This is a genomic window from Streptomyces sp. NBC_00557, from assembly GCF_036345995.1.
Classification (GTDB): domain Bacteria; phylum Actinomycetota; class Actinomycetes; order Streptomycetales; family Streptomycetaceae; genus Streptomyces.
This window is the reverse complement of record NZ_CP107796.1, coordinates 7,593,172-7,613,629: the sequence shown is the minus strand read 5'-3', so window position 1 is coordinate 7,613,629 and position 20,458 is coordinate 7,593,172. Positions and strand designations below refer to the sequence as shown.

Sequence of the window (20,458 nt, the reverse complement as noted above, 5' to 3'; positions counted from 1 at the left end):
ACTTCGGCGGCGCCCCACGCAGATGCCGCCCCGCCCGTCTCACCAGCGGCCCGGCTCCGGCCCCGCCAGTGGCTCCGACGGCCTGCCGTCCACGCCCACCGGCACGTCGCCGGTGAGCATCACCCGGTGCATGATCCGGGGAGCGTCCAGGTGGGCGGTGTCGCCGGGGGCGAGGTGGATGGTGGCCCGGTTGTCCCAGAAGGCGACGCTGCCCGGTTCCCAGCGGAAGCGGACGGTGTACTCCGGGCGCACCGCCTGCTCCAGCAGCATCTCCACCAGGGCGGCGCTCTCCGGGCGGGAGACGCCGGTGATCTGCTCCAGGTAGTAGCCGTTGACGAACAGCACCCGCTCCCCCGTCTCCGGGTGCACCCGGACCAGCGGGTGCACCGAGGCCACCTGGTGGTCGAGGAGATGACGGACGTAGGCGTCGTCGCCGGGCCGGGGCTGATAGCCCACGCCGAGCCGGTGCTCGGCGCGCAGCCCGTCCGCGAAGGCCCGCACCGGCGCCGAGAGCCCGGCGTAGGCGGCGGCCAGGTTGGCCCAGGTGGTGTCGCCGCCGTAGGGCGGCACGGTCTCGGCGCGCAGGATGGTGGCGGCCGGCGGGTCGATGCGGGCGCCGTGGTCGCAGTGCCAGCCGCGCAGCAGGGTGTGCCGGCGGCGGTGCAGCCACTCCTCGTGCTCCATGCCGAACCGGCCGCCCAGTTCCAGCCGGTCCGCGGTGGTCTCCACCTCGGGGAAGTCCGCCGGTGAGGCACTGCCCCGGCGCGCGAGGACGACGGGCTCGCCGAAGCGGCGGGCGAAGGCGACGTGCGCGGCGTGGCCGAGGTCCTGCCCCCGGAAGAACACCACCTTCCAGCGCAGCACGGCCCAGCGGATCAGGGCCACGACGGCGTCGTCCAGCGGCCCGGCGAGGTCGACTCCGGTGACCTCGGCCCCGATGTGTCCGGCGACCGGCCTCACCTCCACGCCCTCGACCCGGTCGCCCTGATCCGCCGTGGCCCTGTGCGTCGTCATGCGCGCTCCGATGCTCGTCCGAACCGGCTCCACCCCTTGATCGTGGCACTGCGGCCCCTCACACCGCGAACTCCCGGACGACCGTGTCCCGGAACACCGCCGTGCCGCCGGCCGCGAAGAGCGCCAGCCGGTCGTCCACCAGATAGGGGAAGACCTCGCTGGAGTGCACGTACCGGCCGTCGTCCACGAACATCTCGACGCTGGTGCGGTCCACCAGGATGCGCAGCCGCACCCGGCCTGCGCCCGGGTCGAAGGGGCTGCGGCTCTCCTGCCGGCTGCCGCCGGCGTCGGGACCCACGGTGCCACGCCGGTTGAGGAAGGCGTAGTCGTTCCAGACCCCGGCGTCGATGTGCCGCGCGCCGTCCGGTGAGCGGCGCAACTGGACTCCCGCGCCGGTGAGTTCGGTCCAGGTGATCTCGGTGGTCAGTTCGTAGCAGACGCCGGTGTAGTCCAGCAGGCGGGTGCCGTCGACGGTCAGGTCGCCGAGGCCGGTCGTGCGGGAGACGTAGGAGTCCAGCGCGGGCACCGGCCGGGAGGCCAGGTAGTAGCCGCCGGCGGACTTCTTGAGGGTGATCTCGCGGACGACGGAGTCCGTGCCGTTGAATCCGTCCGCGTCGATGGTGGGCGTGGTCTGGGCGTACGCCCAGTTGTTGAGCCAGCCGAGGGCGTAGCGCGCGGCCGGGTCCGGTGATCCGTCCGGGCGCCGCTTCTCGAAGGTCACCGCCGCGTACCAGTCCCATCCGTGGTCGAGCCACTGCGGGTCCGGTGCGTCGGGGGTGAAGGAACTGCCGTCGAAGGAGCCGGTCCAGTAGGCGTAGGTGTTCGGCTGTCCGGTGCCCGTGCCGTCCGCGCTCGCGCCCAGCACCCACTTCGCCGTACCGTCGTCGGCGGTCATCCGGAACAGGTCGGGGCACTCGAGGACACCGAGGCCGTCCTTGACGAAGCCGCCGGCGTACGTCCAGGACCTGAGGTCGGCGGAGTGGTAGAAGCCGATCTTGTTCCGTTCCGCGAGAGCCATCACCCACCGGTCGTGGTCCTCGTCCCGGATCACCTTGGGGTCGCGGAAGTCGGCTCCGGCGCCCGGACTGGCAAGGACCGGGGCGGTGCCGTGGGGGGTGAAGGTACGGCCGCCGTCCGTGGAGTAGTACAGGAACTGCTCCTGGTGGTCGGTGCCGCCTCCCGGTGACATCGTGACGACGGCGATCACCGCGCCCGCGCCGAACCCGGCCGTGTTGCCGCCGTCGACCACCGCGGAACCGGACCAGACGTCGCCGTTGACGGTGGTGTCCTTCGGGATGGCGATCCCCCGGTCGGTGAAGGTGACCAGGTCGGTGCTGGTGGCCAGCCGCCAGGCGGTGCCCACCTCGCCGGCGAGGTAGTCGGCGTTGTAGAGGTAGTAGTAGTGGTACTCGCCGTCGACCCAGATCGGGCGCTGGGGGTCGTTCTTCCACTGTCCGGGGACGGTGAAGTGGTAGTCGGCCCGGTAACTCACACAGCCGCGCGGCGACTTGGGCACCGCCCTCGGCGGCGCGTCGGCGGTACCCGCCTTCGGCCGCGGGCCGATGGGCCCCGCCTTCGGCTGCGCATCGGCGGGCGCCGGCGGCAGCAGGGCCGCGCCGGTTCCGGCCGCGGCCGCGGCGAACAGGGCTCGTCTGGTCGGCCCGCGCATCGCACGGGTGCTCTCGCGACGGTTCATGGCACCAGGACTGTGGGACCTAACTCGTTAAAGGTCAAGTGTTCCCGCACCTTGACAGCGGCGTGACGCGCTTTTCATCATCTGGGGCATCTCTCCGTTGCTAACACGAGTTAGGCACCTTATGACCGACTCGCCACTCTCGCGTCGCGCACTGCTGCGGTACGGCGCCTACGGCGCGGGGGCCGCCGCCCTCGCCGGGACCGCCGCGAGCTGGGACCGCCTCACCGGTGCGGACATACCGGGCCGCGACGACGGCTCGCTGGTCGTGGCGACCCTGGGCTCCGCGTTCTCCCCGGACGGGGTCCGCACCCTGGTCCGGGGCTTCCGCAGGCTGCACCCCGACATCAAGGTCCGGATCAACGCCGTACAGGCCGTCGACTGGCCGGACTTCTTCGCCAAGATCCTCACGCAGATCGCCGCGGGCACCGCGCCGGACCTGGTCTATGTGGCCACCGAGGGGGTGCAGTTGTTCGCCCGGCACCTGGGCGTGCCGCTGGACCGCTGGGTGAAGCGGGACGCGGCGGAGCTGCGGGAGTACTTCGCCGACGTCCACCCCTCGCTGGTGGAGTCGATGATGTACGAGGGCAGCCTGTACCAGCTGCCGGTCGAGTTCAACGCGGCCGACATGTACCTCAACACCCGGGTGCTGGAACGCTCGGGTGCGGACCTGCCCGCGGACGACTGGACCCGGGACGACTTCACGGCCCTGCTGCGCCGGATGAAGAAGGCGAACGACTCCCATTTCACGCCGTACTTCTGGACGAACCGGCTGTGGGGCGGGGTGGTGCCCTGGCTGTTCACGAACGGCACCAACCTGCTCGCCGAGTCCAAGGCGCCCGGCGGCGGCTGGCTGTGGGACGCCTTCTACCCGGCGGCGCAGCGCGAGGGGCGCGGGGGCGGCTTCCGCTGGACGACTCCGCAGGCCACCGACGCCCGGGTCGAGGAGGCGTACGACTATCTCGCCGGCCTGATCCAGGACGGGCTGTGCACCCGGCCCGAGGGCGGCAACGGCCAGAACCTCATCGGCGTGTTCTCCACGGGCCGGGTGGGCGTGACGCCCGCCGGCGGCTTCTGGGCGGGCGGCCTGCATCTGGCCGGCATGCGCGACGACGCCTTCGACGTCACGTACTTCCCGCGCCGGCGCACCCAGCGGCACCAGTTCGGCGCGGCCGGCTACGCGCTGCTGCGCACGTCGAAGAAACAGGACGCGGCGTGGGAGTTCATCAAGTACTCGGCGCGTCTGGACACCCTGACCGAGCTGTTCTCGACCAACCAGACGACCCCGGCCCGCCGCTCGATGCTGACGGCGGCCCGGTACCGGGAGACCGGCCCGGCGCACTGGCGGGTCTTCTACGACACCCTCGACAAGTTCCCCGACACCGGCCCCATCCCGGCCCCGCCGCAGGTCGCGGAGGTCACCCAGGTGCTGCTCAAGCACACCGGGACGGCCCTGGCGAGCCCGCGCTCGGTCCGGCCCGCGCTGCGGCGGATGCAGGGCGACCTGGAGAAGGCCATGGAGCGTGACGTATGACGGACATCCGGATTCCCGCCGTGCGGACCCGGGCGGCCGCGACGCCGCCGGCGGCGGCCGTGCGGCGCCCCGCGCGTGAGCGGGGCGCGCGGCTGCTCGCGGCGCTGTTCCTGGCCCCGACGGTGGTCGGGATCGTGGTCTTCACGGTCGGGCCGATCATCGGCTCGGTCGTGCTGAGCCTGTTCCACTGGAACGTGATCGACTCGCCCGGTTTCGCCGGAACGGCCAACTACCGCGAGGTGTTCACCGATTCGACGGTGCTGGTGTCCTTCCGCAACACGCTGGTCTTCATGGTGTTCGCGGTCGCCGCGCAGCTGCTGATCGCCCTGTCGCTCGCGCTGACGCTGAACGGCCGGATGCCCACGTGGCTGCGCTCGGTGTTCCGCTCGGCGTTCTTCTTCCCGCTCGTGCTGTCGGCCGCGTCCATCTCGGTCGTGATGAAGTACCTGTTCAACCAGGACTTCGGAGTGGTCAACTGGCTGCTCGGGCTGGTCGGTGCCGCCCCCGTGCCCTGGCTGACCTCCGAGCACGGCGCGATGGCCACGGTGATCATCGTCTATGTCTGGCAGCAGTTCGGTTTCTCGTTCCTGCTGTTCGTGGGCGGGCTGAACAACATCCCGAAGGAGATCCACGAGGCGGCCGCCCTCGACGGCGCGACCGGGCTGCGCAAGCACCTCGCCATCACGCTGCCGCTGCTCTCCCCCACCCTGCTGGTGGCGTCGGTGGTCGGCATCATCAACGCCCTGCAGGTCTTCGAGCAGCCGTACGTGCTCACCGCCGGCGGGCCCGGCGACTCCACCCGCACGGTCGTGATGGTCATCTACGAGAAGGCCTTCGAGCAGCTCCGGTTCGGCGAGGCGTCCGCGGTGGGCGTGCTGCTCTTCGTGCTGATCACGGCGGTGACCGCCCTCCAGTTCCGGCTCAGCCGGCGTTTCGTCCACTACCAGTGAGCCGGGTGATCCCCATGAGCCAAGCAACCCTGAGCCGAAAAGCACCCCTGTCCGCCGGCCGCGTCCGGTACGCGCTCGGGCCGTGGGGGCGGATCGCCGGGCTGACCGTGTGCGCCCTGCTCACGCTCGGCCCGGTGGTCTGGACCGTCTCCACCTCCCTGCGCACACCGGCCGACTCGTTCGATCTGCCCCCGCAGATCATTCCGGCCCATCCGAGCACGGCCGCCTATCGCGGTGTCTTCGACCAGATCGACGTGTGGCTTCTGGCGCTCAACTCGACCCTGGTGACCGCTCTGATCGCCGTGGGCCAGATGATCACCGCGGGGCTCGCCGGGTACGCGTTCGCCCGGCTCGACTTCCGTTTCAAGAAGCCGCTGTTCGGTCTGGTGCTGGCGACCATGATGGTCCCCCTCCAGGTCACCATCGTCCCGGTGTTCCTGGTGCTGAAGTCGATGGGTCTGACCGACACGCTCCTCGGGCTGATCATCCCGGCGTTCCCCACCGCGTTCGGCACCTTCCTGATGCGCCAGTACTTCCTCGGCATGCCCAAGGACCTCGGCGAGGCCGCGATGCTGGACGGCGCCGGGCCCTGGCGGATCTTCCGGTCGGTGTACGCGCCGCTGGCCGCACCGGGCCTGGCGATCGTCGGCGTCCTCGCCTTCAACTACCACTGGAACGAGTTCTTCCGCCCGCTGATCCTGGAGACCTCCGGACAGAACTACACGCTCCCGCTGGGCCTGGTCTCCCTGCAGGGCAATCTCGGCACCGGCTCCATCTCCGTGGTCCTCGCCGGTGTCGTCCTCTCCATGATCCCCGCCGTCGCCGTGTTCGTCGTCGGCCAGCGCCCTCTGCGCGAGGGCATCACCTCGGCAGGAGTCAACCGTTGAGCCTCGCACGCCCCACCCCGGACCCGGCCGCCCCCCGCTTCCGGGTCCGCCCGCCCGCGGGCTGGATCAACGACCCCAACGGCCCCTTCCTCCGGCACGGCCGCCATCACCTCTTCTACCAGTACAACCCGGCCGCGCCGGTGCACGCGAACGTCCACTGGGGGCACGCCTCCAGCCTCGACCTGGTGCACTGGGAGCACCACCCCGTCGCCCTGGCCCCGACCCCGGGCGGCCCGGACGAGGCGGGCTGCTGGTCGGGCTGCGTGGTCGACGACGACGGCGTCCCCACGGCCGTGTACACGGGCGTCGACCGCACGCACACGGGTCTCGGCGCCATCTGCCTGGCGCGCGCGGCGGATCCGGCAGACGACCTGCTCATCGAGTGGCGTCCCGTGCCCGACCCCGTGGTCTCTGAGCCGCCCGCCGGGCTGGACGTCGTGATGTTCCGCGACCCGTTCGTCTTCCGGCACGCCGGCCGGCGCTGGGCGCTCGTCGGCGCGGGCCACGCCGACGGCACCCCGTCGGTGCTGCTGTACGACTGCGAGGACCTGACCGACTGGCGGTTCGCCGGCGTCCTGCTGAACGGCCACGACCCGGTCGCCGCCGACGCGTTCGGCGGCAAGGCCGCCGGCTGGGAGTGCCCGCACCTGTTCGCGACGAGCGGCGGCGAGCACGTGCTGGTGGTGTCCCTGTGGGACGGCGCTCCCTGCTCGACGGGGTATCTGACGGGGCGTCTGGAGACGGACGGCGAAGGCGGATTGGTCTTCACGACCCGCTTCGGTGGCCGGCTCGACCACGGCCGGGACTTCTACGCCCCCGCCGTCCGCCAGGACGACGACCGGGCCCTGATGTGGGGCTGGTCCTGGGAGGCACGGCAGACGCCCCAGGTGCTGGCGGCGGGCTGGGCTGGCACGCTCACCGCGCCGAGGGTGGTCGACGTCCATCCGGACGGATCGCTGCGCGTGGCCCCGGCCCCCGAGCTGGAACTCCTGCGCGCACCCGAACCGTTCACGACCGTGCCGGGCCGCCGGGTGCCGCTGCCGCCGGCGTACGACCTCACGGTCACCGCACACGGTCGTACGGCCGTCACCCTGCTGCGGGCGGCGGACCGGGCGCTGACGGTCGTGCTGGACCCGGTGGCGGGCACGCTCGTCCTGGACCGCGCCGGCTGGCCCCGCGCGGGCGCCGAGGGCTCGGCCCCGGTCACGGTGCGGGTGCCGCCCGGCCCGGGCCTCACCGTCCGGGTCCTGGTGGACGGCTCGCTGCTCGAACTGTTCGTCGCGGACCGGGCGACGGTGACCGAGCGGGTCTATCGACGCCCGGACGACGTCGCCGAGCTGGAGGTCGACGGGGACGCCGAGGTCACGGGATGGGAGCAGGTCCCACCGAGGCGCGGCTGACCACGGGGCAGGCCAGCCGCCGTACCGTGGCGGGCGGGGTGCGGCCGGTGCCGATGGCGTCCAGCAGCAGCCGGGCCGCCGTCTCGCCCATCGCCCGGTGCGGCAGCGCGACCGTGGTCAGGGCCGGGGTGAGGAACGCGGCCATGTGTTCCTGGTCGTCGTAGCCGACCACCGACAGCTCGCCGGGCACGGCGATGCCGAGCCGGGTCGCGGCATGCAGGGCGCCTGCCGCGACCCGGTCGTTGTAGCAGAAGACGCCGGTGGGCCTGCGGTGCGGGTCGGCGCCGTCGAGGAGCCGGGTGGCGCCCTCGTACCCGCTGGTGATCTCGCCGCCGGTGCGCACCACCCACTCCCTGGGCACGGTGACGCCCTCGGCGCGCAGGGCGTCACGGAAGCCGCGCAGCCGCTCCACGGAGGCGATGTCGTCCTGCCCGCCGACCACGGCGAGCCGCCGGTGCCCCGCCTGGAGCAGCAGCCGGGCCGCCGTGCGCCCGCCGGCCCGCTCGGCCGGGATGACGGCGGGCAGCGAGTCGTCCTCGGGCAGGCAGTTGGCGAGCACGGAGTGCGTGCGGTGCAGCCCCTCGGGGACACGGACCCGGCGCAGGGACATGGCCGCGTAGATGATGCCGTCGACGCGCCGGTCGAGGAGCTCGGCGACGGCCGCGTCCTCCTTGGCCGGGTCGCCGCCGGAGTCCACGGTGATCACCAGGTGGTCGCTGGCCCAGGCGGTCTCCATGGCGCCGCGCAGCAGCCGGCCGGCGAACGGGGAGGAGGCGATCTCGTCGGTGACCAGCCCGATCACCGCCGTACGGCGGCGGCGCAGGCCGCGCGCGACCGGGTCGGGCCGGTAGCCGAGCTGGGCCGCCGCCTGCCGGATGCGCTCCTGGGTGGCCGGCGAGAGGTTGCCCTCGGCGCGGCCGTTGAAGACGAAGGACACGGCGGTGTGCGACACGCCCGCGAGCCGAGCGACATCCCGCGAGGTGGGCCGCCCGCCGGCCGTGCCGTTGCTGTCCGCGCCGCCGCCCATGCCGTCCGCTGCCCTCTCCCCCACCCGTCCGGTTGATCACCGCTCACCCTATCCGTGAGGCTGGGAGGACGACACTGTCGAGGGAAGGTCCATCGTGAACGGCATTCCGGCGCACACGCTCAACGACGGCACGACGATCCCCGCCATCGGCCTCGGCACCTGGCCCCTGGACGACACCGCCGCCGAGCAGGCCGTACGCTCCGCGCTCGGTCTGGGCTACCGGCTGGTGGACACGGCCGTGAACTACCGCAACGAGACCGGTGTGGGGCAGGGCATGGCGGGCAGCGGCGTGCCCCGCGAGGAGGTGGTGGTGACCACCAAGCTGCCCGGCCGGCACCACGGCTACGAGGAGACCCTCGCCTCCTTCGAGGAGTCCCGGCGGCGGCTCGGCCTGGAGTACGTGGACCTGTATCTGATCCACTGGCCCAATCCCCGGGTCGGCAGGTACGTCGACTCCTGGAAGGCGATGATCAGGCTGCGCGAGGAGGGGCTGGTCCGCTCGATCGGCGTCTCCAACTTCACGCCGGAGCACATCACCCGGCTGGAGAAGGAGACCGGGGTGCTGCCGTCGGTGAACCAGATCGAGATGCATCCGCTGTTCCCGCAGGAGGAGCTGCGCGCCTTCCACGCGGACAAGGGCATCGTCACCGAGAGCTGGAGCCCGCTGGGCCGGGGCAGCGACCTGCTGGACGACCCGGCGGTCGCCGAGGTCGCGGCGGCGCACGGGGTGACGCCTGCCCAGGTGCTGCTGCGCTGGCATGTGCAGCTCGGCGCACTGCCCGTCCCGAAGTCGGCCGACCCGGGCCGGCAGCGCGCCAACCTGGACGTCTTCGGCTTCGAGCTGGACTCCGCCGAGCTGGCGGCGGTCTCCCGCCGTGCTCCGCGGCGGCTGGGCGGCGACCCGGAGACGCACGAGGAGTTCTGAGCCGGCCCCTACGGCTCCTCGATCCGCTGCTGCGGGCCGCCGGTCCGGCCGCCGTCGCCGGCGGGCGCGGCGAGGCTGCCGAGGATGTCCAGCAGCTCGGCGCTGCGGCTGCCCGGTTCGGCGTGGAACACGACCAGGATCAGGCCGTCGGTGCCGTCCACGGACAGCTTGTGCGACTGCAGGTCGAGGTCGCCGACCTGCGGATGGGTCAGCCGGCTGGTCCGGCCGCGGCGGGGCCGCACCTCGTGCCGGGCCCACAGGGTACGGAAGCGTTCGCTGCGCAGCGACAGCTCGCCGACCAGGTCGCGCAGCCGCGGGTCGTCCGGGTCCGCGCCGGCCTCGGAGCGCAGCACGGCCACGCCCTCCTCGGTGAGGTCCTCCCAGTCCCGGCGCAGCTCCCGCTCGGCCGGGTCGAGGAAGACGGCCCGCAGGATGTTGACGCCGGGCCGGTAGTTCGGGGTGAGGGCGGTGGCGAGGGCGTTGGCGGCCAGGCATTCGGTGTAGCGGTTCTGGACGTAGGCGGGGTTGCGCGGCCAGCCGTCGATGAGCTGCAGCAGGCTCGCCGGGACCGCACGGGTGCGGCCCCCGGGCCGTACACCGGGGGCGGGCCGGTCCTGGGCGAGGCCGGTGAGGTGGGCGGTGGCGGCGGCGTCGAGCCGCAGCACGCGGGCGATGGCCTCGAGGACCTGCACGGACGGGTTCCGGTCGCGGCCCTGCTCCAGCCGCAGGTAGTAGTCGGAGCTGATGCCGGCGAGCATCGCGACCTCCTCGCGGCGCAGCCCCGGCACCCGGCGCAGGCCGCCGCCGGGCAGTCCCACGTCCTCGGGCCGTACCAGCGCCCGGCGGGCGCGCAGGAATTCACCGAGCGCGTTCGATCGGTCCATGGAGCCACCGTACGACCGCCCGGCCGGCGGTGACTGTCCCTGCCGGTCCCAGGATCGACGGGGCACTGCTACGGCGGCCGTGCAAGGCGCAGGGTGGAGTGCGGGGCCGCCGGAGGAAGCGGTGGCCCGGACGTCTTCGAGTGGGAATTCTGCGAGGTACGACATGAGCGCACAGCTCGGCGGCACCGTCACCCCGGCCGGCGGCCTGACCCTGACCCGCGTGGGGTACGGCGCGATGCAGCTGGCCGGACCGCATGTCTTCGGTCCGCCGAAGGACCGCGACCGGGCCGTGGCGGTGCTCCGCGCGGTGGTGGAGGCGGGCATCACGCACATCGACACCGCCGACTTCTACGGGCCGGTGGTCGTCAACCAGCTGATCAGGGAGGCCCTGCACCCCTACCCCGAGCAGCTGCACATCGTCACCAAGGTCGGCGCCCGCCGGGGAGCGGACGGCAGCTGGATCCTGTCCCGGCACCCCGAGGACCTCAAGGCCCAGGTGTACGACAACCTGCGCAGCCTCGGCCTGGAGGCACTGGACGTCGTCAACCTGCGGGTGGGCGATGTGGACGCCCCGAACGGCGAGCCGCTGGCCGAGCAGTTCGGCGCGCTGGCGGAGCTGCGGGAGCGGGGGCTCATCCGGCACCTGGGGCTGAGCACGGTGACCGCCGCGCAGCTGGACGAGGCGCTGGCGATCGCGCCGGTGGTGTGCGTGCAGAACCTGTACAACCTGGCCGACCGGCGGGACGACGCCCTGGTGGAGCGCACGGCGGCCGGGAACATCGCCTTCGTGCCGTACTTCCCGCTCGGCGGGTTCAGCCCGCTGCAGTCCGAGACGCTGGCGAAGGTCGCCGCCCGGCTGGAGGCCTCGCCGCAGCAGGTGGCGCTGGCCTGGCTGCTGCGCCGGTCGCCGAACATCGTGCTGATCCCCGGCACCTCCTCGCCGGAGCACCTGCGGGAGAACATCGCCGCCGCGTCCCTGGCGCTGCCCGACGAGGCGGTCGCCGAGCTGGACGGCATCGCGGGCTGAGCGGCCCGGCGCGGGGTACCCGGGGTCCGTGGGACGGACGACGGAAGGAGCCGCAGGTGGCAGCGGAGGACCGGCTGCGGACGTACCGCGGCAGGCGCGACTTCGAACGGACCCGCGAGCCGTCGGGGCAGGGGCCCCGCGCCGGGGGCGGCGAACCCCGTTTCGTGGTGCAGATCCACGACGCGAGCCGGATGCACTTCGACTTCCGGCTCCAGGTCGACGACGTGCTGAAGTCGTGGTCGGTGCCAAAAGGCCCGTCCACGGACCCCGGTGACAAGCGGATGGCGGTGCCCACGGAGGACCATCCGCTGGAGTACGAGGAGTTCGAGGGCGTGATCCCGAAGGGTGAGTACGGCGGCGGCACCGTGATCGTCTGGGACCACGGCACGTACGAGCCGCTCAGCCACGACCGCAGGGGCCGCCCGGTGGACTTCGCCGAGTCGCTGGAGCGCGGGCACGCCACCTTCCGGCTGCACGGCAGCAAGCTGCGCGGGGAGTACGCGCTGACCCGGTTCCGCGGCGGCGAGGGCGAGGAGGAGGCCTGGCTGCTGGTGCGCAAGGGACGGGCGGGGGCGTCGGGACACGGCACTGTGGATCCCCGGCGGGCCCGCTCGGTGCGCACCGGACGCACCCTCGCGCAGGTCGCGGCCGGCGACGGGGAGTGAGCGCCGGTGCCCGGACTGCTGGACGCGCTGCCGGCCGGCCTGCGGGAGCTGCTGCGCCCGGCGGCACCGGGCGCGGACTTGGCGGCGGCCCCGATGCTGGCGACGCTCAGTGACCGTCGGGACTTCGGCGAGGGCTGGCTGTTCGAGCGGAAGCTGGACGGCGTCCGGCTGCTGGCGGTGCGCGAGGGCGGCCGGGTGCGGCTGTTCTCGCGCACGGGGCAGCGGCTGAACGCCACCTACCCGGAGATCGTCGAGGCGCTCGAGGCACAGCAGTGCGCGGACTTCACCGTGGACGGGGAGGTCGTCGCGTTCACCGGGGGCCGTACCGACTTCGCGCGGCTGCAGCGCAGGTTGGGGCTGACCCGGCGCCGGGACATCGAGGCGTCCGGGGTGGCGGTGACGTACTGCCTCTTCGACCTGCTGCGGCTGGACGGCCGTGACACGCGTCAACTGCCGCTGCAGGTCCGCAAGTCGCTGCTGCGGCGGGCGCTGGCCTTCCGGGCGCCGCTGCGGCTGACCCCGCATCGCAACGCGGGCGGGGCCGAGTTGCTGGCCGAGGCCTGCGGGCGGGGCTGGGAGGGGCTGATCGCCAAGCGGGCCGACGGACCGTACCGGACGCGGCGGTCCCCGGACTGGCTGAAGCTGAAGTGCGCGCAGGGGCAGGAGTTCGTGATCGGGGGCTTCACCGAACCGGCGGGCAGCCGGGTCGGGCTGGGGGCGCTGCTGCTCGGCTATCACGACGGCGACCGGCTGCGTTACGCCGGCAAGGCCGGCACCGGTTTCGACCGGCGGACCCTGCTGGAGTTGCGCGAGCGGCTGGACGGGCTGCGCCGGGACTCCTCGCCGTTCGCCGGTGAGGTCCGGGAGGCCCGGGCCCGCTGGGTGCGGCCGGAGCTGGTGGCGCAGATCGGGTTCACCGAGTGGACCAGGGACGGGATGCTGCGCCATCCCCGCTTCCTGGGCCTGCGCGAGGACAAACGGCCGGGCGACGTGGTCCGCGAGCGCGCGGCGGCCTGACTCCGGCCGCTGTACCCGAGCGGCCGGAGTCGACATGGCGGAGGGTCCGCTGCTTCACCACGCCACGGTCGGCGACGGAGCGCCGCCGCACGGTGCTCCGTCTCGTGACGACGCGCGGAGTCCGGGCTGCTCGTTTCCGTTGATCGGGTGCCGGGACAGCGCCTGCTCCGCGCAGACCGTGCTGCCCGGGCCGGTCTGCCGGCTGCCCCGGCGCCGGCCCGTCCGTGCGGGGCGGTCAGCGCTGGTGGGCGCGCAGGGCGGCGAGGGCCCGGTCGGCGTGGGTGTTCATGCGCAGTTCGCTGCGGACCACCTCGAGCACCGTGCGGTCCTGGGCGATCACGAAGGTGACGCGCTTGGTCGGGGCGAGGGAGAAGCCGCGCTTGACGCCGAAACGCTCGCGGACCGTGCCGTCGGCGTCGGAGAGGAGCGGCATGCCGAGGCCGTGCCGGCCGGCGAACTCCTGCTGTTTGCCGACGGTGTCGCCGCTGATGCCGACCGGCCGGGCGCCGACGGCGGCGAACTCGGCGGCCAGGTCGCGGAAGTGGCAGGCCTCGGCGGGGCAGCCGGGGGTGAGGGCGGCCGGGTAGAAGAAGAGGACGACCGGTCCGTCGGCCAGCAGTTCGGTGAGCCGGCGGGTGGCGCCGGTCTCGTCGGGCAGCGCGAAGTCCTCGACCCGGTCCCCGGCCTCGATGCGTCCCGTCACGGCCGGCCCTCCTCCGCGCGGGCCACGGCGCGGGCCCACAGCACCAGCGGCAACTGCAGGGGCAGCCGTGCGAGGGCGGCCGTGCGCAGGGGCGCGGGCCGGTGCCGCCAGTCCACGGCCATCTGCACGTTCGCCGGGAACACGCCGACGAAGAAGGCCGCGGCGGCCTTGGCGGCGGCCGCGCGGGTCCGGGGCGCCGCGATCCCGGCCGCCAGGGCCAGTTCCACGGCACCGCTGCCGTACGTCCATGCCCTGCGCGAGCCCGGCAGCGCACTCGGAACGATGGCGTCGAAGGTGCGCGGGGCGGCGAAGTGGGCGACCCCTGCTGCGGCCAGCAGACCGGCGAGCAGCAGGGGCGAGCGTTCGGACCGGGACACGGTTCCTCCTCTGATGGCCTGCCGCGGATATTACTGGACGGTAGCCGAGGGGGGTGCCCGGTTGGCTGAAGGAGCCGTGCGAGGTGCGGGGGCGGGGACGGGGGCGTCCCGGCGGGCGAGGACGAGCGGGCGCGGGCCCTCGGGCCGCGTGGTGGGCGGTGCCGTCCCGGGTGGGCGAGGGCGAGTGGCCGTCGACCGGCGCGGGACGAGTGCTGCGGCTGGTCGGCTGCGGCAGCCGGGCCGTCTGGACCTTGGCGGCGCGGTGCCGAACCGGCGGGCAGGAACAAGCGGCAGCCCGGCCACCCGCACCGTGGCGACGCAGCGCCGAACCGGCGGGCGGGAGCGAGAGGCTGCCGGCTGTCGCGTGCCGCCCGGTCGATGGGCCGTCCGCGGGCACCGGCCGCGTGTCGCTCGGGCCGCAACCCGCGGGAAGCTGCTGGAATCGGCGGGTCGACCGCCGTTCGTGAACACCGGAGGAACTCCATGGCCTTCGCCGTCGTCGCCCAGTACCAGTGCGCCCCCGCCGACGCGGACACCGTGCGGGACGCACTGCGCAAGATGCGTGAGCTGGTGCCCTCGGAGCCGGCGAACCTCGCCTACGAGGCGCACGAGGTCGTCGACCGGCCCGGAGCGTTCGTGCTGTACGAGCGCTACACGGATCGTGCCGGCTTCGAGGCGCACAAGGAGACGGAGCACTTCGCGGAGCTGATCCGGGGAAAGGTGTTCCCGCTGCTGAAGGAGCGCAACGTCACCTTCGCCGAGACCCTCTGACCGGTCCTGACGGTCCGTTCACGCCACGGGCGGCCTGACACCGCAGCACCCCTCGGCCGCCGGAGGCCCGTTCGACGACCCCCGAACGGGCCTTCGGTATGCACGGGCCCCGCCTTCCTGAGCTGGAGGCGGATGCGGCGCCGCGCGCGGGGCCTGTCGGAGGCGCCCCCATGCGCCAGGCCGAGCGGCATGTGCACGCCGAGCAGGACGACACCGGCCGCGGGTGAGCGTGAACCAGATCGCCGAGATGCGCGGGGCGCCGGTGGGGGTCCCCCGCGCGAGCGAAGCCGAGCGTGGGGGAAGCCGGAGGCGCGGCCAGCCACCTCAATCCAGCCCGACAAGATTGCCAGCAATTTTGTCTGCGCTTTTGCCCGCAGACAGCTACGCCTTGCCCGGGCCCGGACGACCGGCGCAGTCTGGAGGTATGCCTGCTCAGGACGGTCCGACACTGATCGCTTCCGTGCAGCGGGCCTTCCGGCTGCTGGAGGCGGTGAGCGCGCACGAGACCGGCGCGCCGGCGAAACAGCTGGCCCGCGAGACGGGCCTGCCGCTGGCCACCGCCTATCACCTGCTGCGCACGCTGGTGCACGACGGCTATGTGCACAAGCTGGACGACGGCGGTTTCGTCCTCGGCGACAGGCTGGGCTCCCTGCGTACGGCCGGCCGCGCGCAGACCCTGCTCAGCCGGGTGCGCCCGGCGCTGGCCGCCCTCCGGGACGACCTGGCCACGGCCGCGTACCTCACCTTCTACGAGGAGGGCGAGATCAGGGTCGCCGAAATCGTGGACAGCCCGCGCACGCCCCGGGTGGATCTGTGGGTGGGCTTCGAGGACGCCGGCCACGCCACCGCCCTGGGCAAGTCCGTGCTGCGCGAGCTGGACGAGGAGGCCCGCCGGGAGTACCTGTCCCGCCATCACCTGGCCGACCTCACCCCGCGCACGATCACCAGCCTTCCGGTGCTGCTCCGCCGGCTCGAGGCGCCCCCGCTGGCACCGGCCGTCACGGACCTGGAGGAGTACTCGCTCGGCACCGTGTGCGTCGCCGTGCCCGTCTACCGCGGGAGCACGCCCGGATCGCTCGGCGTCTCCCTGCCGGCGGAGCGGCAGGACCGGCTCCAGGAGGTCAGGGAACGCCTGCTTCCGGTCGCGAGCCGGATCACCAGGGGCCTCTCGCTCACTATCTGAAAACCAGCTCCTTGTGACGGTCCTCACCGAGCGCCTTTCCTGGACGTAACCGACATTCCGGGCGAGAACCCCCTACCGGAGAGGACTGCGGACCAGACATGCTCCAGGCCCCACACGATGGCGACCACGACGCGGCGACGCGGCTGCCCGGGAAGGGTGCGGCCGCCGCCGCCCGGAGAGCACTCCGCCGGTGCACCGACGGACACGCGGCCCCGGGCCTGCGCATGCTGCCGATCCTCGTCGTCGCCCTGATCGCGCTGGTGGACGTCACCGTCGGGGCGGGGATGCCGTGGCTGCCGCTGCTGGCGGCCGGCCCCGCGCTCGCCGCCTCCACCAACGGGCCGCGCGGCGTGCTCTGCGTCGGTCTGCTCGCCGGTGCGGTGGGCGTGGCGCTGGCCCTGCTGCACGCGGCTCCCGCGCGCGAGCCGGCGGCCGTGGTGCCCGCCCTGCTGGCCGTCACCGCGGCGAGCGGCCTGGCCAGCGCGCTGCGCGCCCGCCGGGAACGGGTCCTCGCCGCCGTCCGCTCGGTCGCCGAGGCCGCCCAGCACGCCCTGCTCCAGCCCGTCCCGGAGACCGTGGGCCCGTTCCAGGTTGCCGTCCGCTACAGCGCCGCCGCGGCGGAGGCGAGGATCGGCGGGGACCTGTACGCCCTGGTGCCCACGCCCTACGGCATCCGGCTGATCGTGGGCGACGTGCGGGGCAAGGGGCTGCCCGCCGTGGGCACCGCCGCCCTCGTGCTGGGAGTGTTCCGCGAGGCCGCCCATGACGAACCCGACCTGCTCGACGTCGTCACGCGGATCGAGCGGAGCCTGGCGCGCAACCTGGGCCCCGACGACTTCGTCACCGCCGTGGTCGCCGGGCACGCCCGCTCGGGCCACCTGGAGATCGTCAACTGCGGACACGCCCCGCCGCTGGTGATATCGGCCTCCGGCCGGGTCAGGGCGGTGGAGTCCGACCGCCCCGCCGCGCCGCTCGGGCTGCGCGCCCTCTCGGGCGAGGCACCCCGCCTGCAGCGCCTGCCGTTCGCGGTGGGCGACCAGCTGCTGTGCTACACCGACGGGGTCACGGAGGCCCGCGACCACACGCGTGCCTTCTATCCGCTGGCGGACGGCGTGGCCCGGCATGTGTGCGAGGAGCCGGCGCGCACGCTCACCGCGATCCACGACGAGCTGCTGGACCATGTGGGCGGCCGGCTGCACGACGACGCCGCCCTGCTGCTGCTCCGGAAGGCCGCCGCTCAGGAGCCGGGCCACGCGCCGTCGTCGTACGAAGCGGCGTTCCAGCCCGGTGCCGCCGGTCCGCGGGTCCGGCTCAGTACGTCTGACGCACGTCCAGTTCGGCCCACCGGGTGACTCCGTCGAGGTGGGTGCGTATGCCGTGGCGCGTCGCCAGGGCGTGGACGATGGTCTCGCCCCTGCCGTGCTCGTCGGGGTCGGCGCCGACGAGGGGCGCCGCGAGGGCGGGGCCCGCGTCGGCGACCTCGATCCGCAGCGTCCCGCCGCCCTCGCCCCGCACCCACGACAGCCGCAGCACGGCCGGGGGCCGGGCGTGCAGGATCGCGTTCGTGACGAGCTCCGACACCACCAGCAGCGCGTCGTCGGCGAGGAGCGGGCACACCCGCCAGCCGTCGAGGACCACCTCGGCACGACGGCGTACGGCCGACACCGCGCCGGTGACGGGCGGCACCGGGCACACGTGTTCATACGCCGCCTGAACCAGCGTCTTGAGCTGTGCCGCCATGTTCTCTCCCGAGGGTCTCTCCGGCCGGCTCGGCACCGTCATTCCGGTCCGTTCCGGGCATCCCCAGTACGCTATGGAGACAAATCGGACCGGTCAATGAACAGCGGTCGGCATTACCGAACGGCCGCTGCTCCTCCCCCACGGGCAAGGCGTCCGTGCGGGTAATAGGCTCGCTTCATGGCCGGACCGGTCCAGTCGATCGAACGGGCGGCGGCGATTCTGCGTCTGCTCGCCGGCGGGCCCCGCCGGCTCGGTCTCGGCGAGGTGGCGGCCTCGCTCGGGCTGGCGAAGGGCACCGCCCACGGCATTCTGCGCACCCTCCAGCACGTGGACTTCGTGGAGCAGGACGCGGCGACCGGGAAGTACCAGCTCGGCGCGGCCCTGCTGCACCTCGGCACCAGTTATCTCGACGTCAACGAGCTGCGTTCGCGCTCCCTGAACTGGGCCGACGCCCTGGCCGCCCGGAGCGGGGAGGCGGTACGGCTGGGCACTCCGCTGGAGGGCAGCGTCCTCGTCGTCCACCACGTGTTCCGGCCGGACGACACCTTCCAGACCCTGGACGTGGGCGCGCTGCTGCCGCTGCACGCCTCCTCGCTCGGCAAGGTGCTGCTGGCGTTCGGCACCGCGAGCATCGAGGAGGCACCGGGGCGGGGTCTGGAGGCGTACACCCGGCACACCCTGGCCGACCCCGAGCGGCTCGCCCGGGCGCTGGCGGAGGTCAGGGACCTCGGCTGGGCCGCCGAGATCCAGGAGATGAGCATGGGCGAGGCGGGGATCGCCGCACCGATCCGCGGGCACGGCGGCCTCGTCGTCGGCGCCATCGGGCTGTCCGGTCCGGTCGAGCGGATCTGCGACGGCCAGGGCCGACCGCGCCCGAGTCTGATCACGCTGCTCCGGGAAGCCGCGCGCGCGATCTCCAGGGACCTGGGAGCCGCCCGCTGGTAGGCCAGGACAGCCGCCCCTCGATCCGTCGGAAGGCAGACCCGATCATGGCTGAACGGTACGTAATGTCCATCGATCAGGGCACCAACTCCACCCGATGCATCCTGTTCGACCACCGCGGGCGGCTGGTCTCGGTCGCGCAGAAGGAACACCGGCAGCACTTCCCCCGGCCCGGCTGGGTGGAGCACGACGCCGTCGAGATCTGGCAGAACCTGCGCCACATCGTGCCCGAGGCCCTGTCCTGCGCCGGTGTCGACGCCGGGCAGGTCACCGCCATAGGACTGGCCAACCAGCGGGAGACGACGGTGCTCTGGGACCGGCGGACCGGCGCCCCGCTGGGCCGGGCGATCGTCTGGCAGGACACCCGCACGGCGCCGCTGGTGGACGACCTCAGGCAGCGCCCCGGAGAGGAGTTCTTCCAGGACCGGTGTGCGCTGCCGCCCTCGACGTACTTCTCCGCGCTGCGGCTTCGCTGGCTGTTCGACCACGTCAAGGGCGTCGAGCAGCGCGCGAGGGACGGCGATGTGCTGTTCGGGACGATGGAGAGCTGGCTGATCTGGAATCTCACCGGGGGCGCCGCGGGCGGCCTGCACATCACCGACGCCACCAACGCCAGCCGCACGATGCTGATGAACATCCGCTCGCTGACCTGGGACGACGAGCTGCTGGCCTTCTTCGGGGTGCCCCGCCCCATGCTGCCCGAGATCCGGCCCTCCGCGCAGCCGTACGGCGAGGCCCGCGCACTGCTTCCCGGGGTCGCGATCACAGCCGCCCTCGGCGACCAGCAGGCCGCCCTGTTCGGCCAGACCTGCTTCTCCCCGGGCGAGGCCAAGTGCACCTACGGAACGGGCAGCTTCCTGCTGCTCAACACCGGCGGCGAACCGGTGCGGTCCCGGCACGGGCTGCTCACGACCGTGGCGTACAAGATCGGGGACCAGCCGCCGGCCTACGCGCTGGAGGGGTCGATCGCCGTCACCGGCGCCCTCGTGCAGTGGTTCCGCGACCGGCTCGGGCTGATCAGCAGCGCCCCGGAGATCGAGACGCTGGCGCGGACGGTCGAGGACAACGGCGGCTGCTACATCGTCCCCGCGTTCTCGGGACTGTTCGCGCCCCGCTGGCGCAGCGACGCGCGCGGGGTCATCGTCGGCCTCACCTCGTACATCACCAAGGGGCACCTGGCGCGCGCCGTGCTGGAGGCCACCGGCTGGCAGACCCGGGAGGTCGTCGACGCCATGAACGCCGACTCCTCGGTCTCCCTCAAGCAGCTCAAGGTGGACGGGGGCATGACCGCGGACAACCTGCTCATGCAGTTCGTCGCCGATGTGCTGGACGTGCCGGTGGTGCGGCCCATGGTGGCCGAGACGGTGTCCCTGGGCGCCGCCTACGCGGCGGGGCTCGCCGCCGGCTACTGGCCCGACCTGGAGGTGCTGCGCCGCAACTGGCACCGGGCCGCCCAGTGGCTGCCGGACATGGACCCCGGGCTGCGCGCATCGGAGTACGACAACTGGCAGCGGGCCGTCGAACGCTCCCTGGGCTGGGTCCGGCCCCCGCGACCGGCCTGACGCGGGCCCTGCGGGGAAGCGGACGGCGAAGGCGCCCGCGCCACGCGAGTGCCCGGCCCGCGCAGCCGGCCCACCCGGCGCGGATCGGCTCGGCGCCGCGGGATCCGTTCAGGGGAACCCGGCGGCGAAGGCGCGTGAGGGCGGTGGCAGTGGTCGA

At 73.3% G+C, this 20,458-nt stretch carries 20 protein-coding genes; 13 read left to right on the top strand and 7 right to left on the bottom strand.

The genetic code is table 11. From position 1 onward, the window contains the following. Window positions 1-39: 39 nt before the first annotated feature. The gene (locus tag OG956_RS33775; RefSeq protein ID WP_330341813.1) at window positions 40-1,014 is read right to left on the bottom strand and encodes a TauD/TfdA dioxygenase family protein; all 975 of its coding nucleotides are present in this window, start codon (window positions 1,012-1,014) and stop codon (window positions 40-42) included. A gap of 58 nt (window positions 1,015-1,072) precedes the next feature. Then, entirely contained in the window at window positions 1,073-2,683 is a 1,611-nt protein-coding gene (locus tag OG956_RS33770) for a glycoside hydrolase family 32 protein (RefSeq protein ID WP_330343018.1), read from the bottom strand. A gap of 148 nt (window positions 2,684-2,831) precedes the next feature. Here OG956_RS33770 and OG956_RS33765 point away from each other — a divergent pair, with 148 nt between their 5' ends. The 4 genes from OG956_RS33765 to OG956_RS33750 are packed head-to-tail and all read left to right on the top strand — an operon-like array spanning window position 2,832 to window position 7,478. Next, entirely contained in the window at window positions 2,832-4,241 is a 1,410-nt protein-coding gene (locus OG956_RS33765; RefSeq protein ID WP_330341812.1) for an extracellular solute-binding protein, read from the top strand. Then, window positions 4,238-5,191 (top strand): carbohydrate ABC transporter permease, encoded by a 954-nt coding sequence (locus tag OG956_RS33760; RefSeq protein ID WP_330341811.1) that lies wholly within the window; start codon window positions 4,238-4,240, stop codon window positions 5,189-5,191. Before OG956_RS33765 ends, OG956_RS33760 begins: the two co-directional genes overlap by 4 nt. Before the next feature lie 14 nt (window positions 5,192-5,205). Continuing rightward, the gene (locus OG956_RS33755; protein WP_330341810.1) at window positions 5,206-6,078 is read left to right on the top strand and encodes a carbohydrate ABC transporter permease; all 873 of its coding nucleotides are present in this window, start codon (window positions 5,206-5,208) and stop codon (window positions 6,076-6,078) included. Further along, window positions 6,075-7,478, top strand: a complete 1,404-nt coding sequence (locus OG956_RS33750; protein WP_330341809.1) for a glycoside hydrolase family 32 protein — start codon at window positions 6,075-6,077, stop codon at window positions 7,476-7,478. The genes OG956_RS33755 and OG956_RS33750 overlap by 4 nt, the downstream gene beginning before the upstream one ends. Here OG956_RS33750 and OG956_RS33745 read toward each other — a convergent pair. Then, a complete protein-coding gene (locus OG956_RS33745) occupies window positions 7,441-8,505 on the bottom strand; it encodes a LacI family DNA-binding transcriptional regulator (protein WP_330343017.1) in 1,065 nt (354 codons plus the stop codon). The two genes, OG956_RS33750 and OG956_RS33745, sit on opposite strands and share 38 nt — an antisense overlap. 94 nt (window positions 8,506-8,599) lie before the next feature. Here OG956_RS33745 and OG956_RS33740 point away from each other — a divergent pair, with 94 nt between their 5' ends. Continuing rightward, a complete protein-coding gene (locus OG956_RS33740; RefSeq protein WP_330341808.1) occupies window positions 8,600-9,430 on the top strand; it encodes an aldo/keto reductase in 831 nt (276 codons plus the stop codon). Between the two features lie 8 nt (window positions 9,431-9,438). On the opposite strand, the gene OG956_RS33735 is transcribed toward OG956_RS33740, so the two are convergent. Beyond that, window positions 9,439-10,314, bottom strand: a complete 876-nt coding sequence (locus OG956_RS33735; protein ID WP_330341807.1) for a helix-turn-helix domain-containing protein — start codon at window positions 10,312-10,314, stop codon at window positions 9,439-9,441. Window positions 10,315-10,477: 163 nt separating this feature from the next. Between OG956_RS33735 and OG956_RS33730 the strand changes: the two genes are divergently transcribed. The 3 genes from OG956_RS33730 to ligD are packed head-to-tail and all read left to right on the top strand — an operon-like array spanning window position 10,478 to window position 13,023. Beyond that, window positions 10,478-11,341 carry an oxidoreductase gene (locus OG956_RS33730; RefSeq protein WP_330341806.1) on the top strand — a complete coding sequence of 288 codons (864 nt, stop codon included), beginning with the start codon at window positions 10,478-10,480 and terminating at the stop codon, window positions 11,339-11,341. A 56-nt stretch (window positions 11,342-11,397) separates the two neighbouring features. Further along, complete coding sequence (locus tag OG956_RS33725; RefSeq protein WP_330341805.1) at window positions 11,398-12,006, top strand: DNA polymerase ligase N-terminal domain-containing protein; 609 nt, start codon at window positions 11,398-11,400, stop codon at window positions 12,004-12,006. Between the two features lie 6 nt (window positions 12,007-12,012). Further along, window positions 12,013-13,023 carry a non-homologous end-joining DNA ligase gene (gene ligD, locus OG956_RS33720; RefSeq protein ID WP_330341804.1) on the top strand — a complete coding sequence of 337 codons (1,011 nt, stop codon included), beginning with the start codon at window positions 12,013-12,015 and terminating at the stop codon, window positions 13,021-13,023. 235 nt (window positions 13,024-13,258) lie between these two features. On the opposite strand, the gene OG956_RS33715 is transcribed toward ligD, so the two are convergent. Next, a complete protein-coding gene (locus tag OG956_RS33715; protein ID WP_330341803.1) occupies window positions 13,259-13,726 on the bottom strand; it encodes a peroxiredoxin in 468 nt (155 codons plus the stop codon). Beyond that, window positions 13,723-14,103, bottom strand: coding sequence for a DoxX family protein (locus OG956_RS33710; RefSeq protein WP_330341802.1), 381 nt, complete (start codon window positions 14,101-14,103; stop codon window positions 13,723-13,725). Before OG956_RS33710 ends, OG956_RS33715 begins: the two co-directional genes overlap by 4 nt. A 483-nt stretch (window positions 14,104-14,586) precedes the next feature. Here OG956_RS33710 and OG956_RS33705 point away from each other — a divergent pair, with 483 nt between their 5' ends. From OG956_RS33705 to OG956_RS33695, 3 genes are all read left to right on the top strand, one after another. Further along, window positions 14,587-14,874 (top strand): putative quinol monooxygenase, encoded by a 288-nt coding sequence (locus OG956_RS33705; protein WP_330341801.1) that lies wholly within the window; start codon window positions 14,587-14,589, stop codon window positions 14,872-14,874. Between the two features lie 424 nt (window positions 14,875-15,298). Further along, window positions 15,299-16,057 (top strand): IclR family transcriptional regulator, encoded by a 759-nt coding sequence (locus OG956_RS33700; RefSeq protein ID WP_330341800.1) that lies wholly within the window; start codon window positions 15,299-15,301, stop codon window positions 16,055-16,057. 224 nt (window positions 16,058-16,281) lie between these two features. Then, the gene (locus OG956_RS33695) at window positions 16,282-17,409 is read left to right on the top strand and encodes a PP2C family protein-serine/threonine phosphatase (RefSeq protein ID WP_330343016.1); all 1,128 of its coding nucleotides are present in this window, start codon (window positions 16,282-16,284) and stop codon (window positions 17,407-17,409) included. Here OG956_RS33695 and OG956_RS33690 read toward each other — a convergent pair. Beyond that, complete coding sequence (locus tag OG956_RS33690) at window positions 17,369-17,797, bottom strand: ATP-binding protein (RefSeq protein ID WP_330341799.1); 429 nt, start codon at window positions 17,795-17,797, stop codon at window positions 17,369-17,371. The two genes, OG956_RS33695 and OG956_RS33690, sit on opposite strands and share 41 nt — an antisense overlap. 177 nt (window positions 17,798-17,974) lie before the next feature. Here OG956_RS33690 and OG956_RS33685 point away from each other — a divergent pair, with 177 nt between their 5' ends. Next, window positions 17,975-18,742, top strand: coding sequence for an IclR family transcriptional regulator (locus OG956_RS33685; RefSeq protein WP_330341798.1), 768 nt, complete (start codon window positions 17,975-17,977; stop codon window positions 18,740-18,742). Between the two features lie 44 nt (window positions 18,743-18,786). Beyond that, window positions 18,787-20,301, top strand: a complete 1,515-nt coding sequence (gene glpK / locus OG956_RS33680; protein WP_330341797.1) for a glycerol kinase GlpK — start codon at window positions 18,787-18,789, stop codon at window positions 20,299-20,301. Window positions 20,302-20,458 lie beyond the last annotated feature (157 nt).

Coding starts and splice junctions, on each gene's coding strand:
- OG956_RS33775 (WP_330341813.1), bottom strand. CDS start 1,014: ATGACGACGCACAGGGCCACGGCGGATCAGGGCGACCGGGTCGAGGGC.
- OG956_RS33770 (WP_330343018.1), bottom strand. CDS start 2,683: ATGCGCGGGCCGACCAGACGAGCCCTGTTCGCCGCGGCCGCGGCCGGA.
- OG956_RS33765 (WP_330341812.1), top strand. CDS start 2,832: ATGACCGACTCGCCACTCTCGCGTCGCGCACTGCTGCGGTACGGCGCC.
- OG956_RS33760 (WP_330341811.1), top strand. CDS start 4,238: ATGACGGACATCCGGATTCCCGCCGTGCGGACCCGGGCGGCCGCGACG.
- OG956_RS33755 (WP_330341810.1), top strand. CDS start 5,206: ATGAGCCAAGCAACCCTGAGCCGAAAAGCACCCCTGTCCGCCGGCCGC.
- OG956_RS33745 (WP_330343017.1), bottom strand. CDS start 8,505: ATGGGCGGCGGCGCGGACAGCAACGGCACGGCCGGCGGGCGGCCCACC.
- OG956_RS33735 (WP_330341807.1), bottom strand. CDS start 10,314: ATGGACCGATCGAACGCGCTCGGTGAATTCCTGCGCGCCCGCCGGGCG.
- OG956_RS33730 (WP_330341806.1), top strand. CDS start 10,478: ATGAGCGCACAGCTCGGCGGCACCGTCACCCCGGCCGGCGGCCTGACC.
- OG956_RS33705 (WP_330341801.1), top strand. CDS start 14,587: ATGGCCTTCGCCGTCGTCGCCCAGTACCAGTGCGCCCCCGCCGACGCG.
- OG956_RS33700 (WP_330341800.1), top strand. CDS start 15,299: ATGCCTGCTCAGGACGGTCCGACACTGATCGCTTCCGTGCAGCGGGCC.
- OG956_RS33695 (WP_330343016.1), top strand. CDS start 16,282: ATGCTGCCGATCCTCGTCGTCGCCCTGATCGCGCTGGTGGACGTCACC.
- OG956_RS33690 (WP_330341799.1), bottom strand. CDS start 17,797: ATGGCGGCACAGCTCAAGACGCTGGTTCAGGCGGCGTATGAACACGTG.
- OG956_RS33685 (WP_330341798.1), top strand. CDS start 17,975: ATGGCCGGACCGGTCCAGTCGATCGAACGGGCGGCGGCGATTCTGCGT.
- glpK (WP_330341797.1), top strand. CDS start 18,787: ATGGCTGAACGGTACGTAATGTCCATCGATCAGGGCACCAACTCCACC.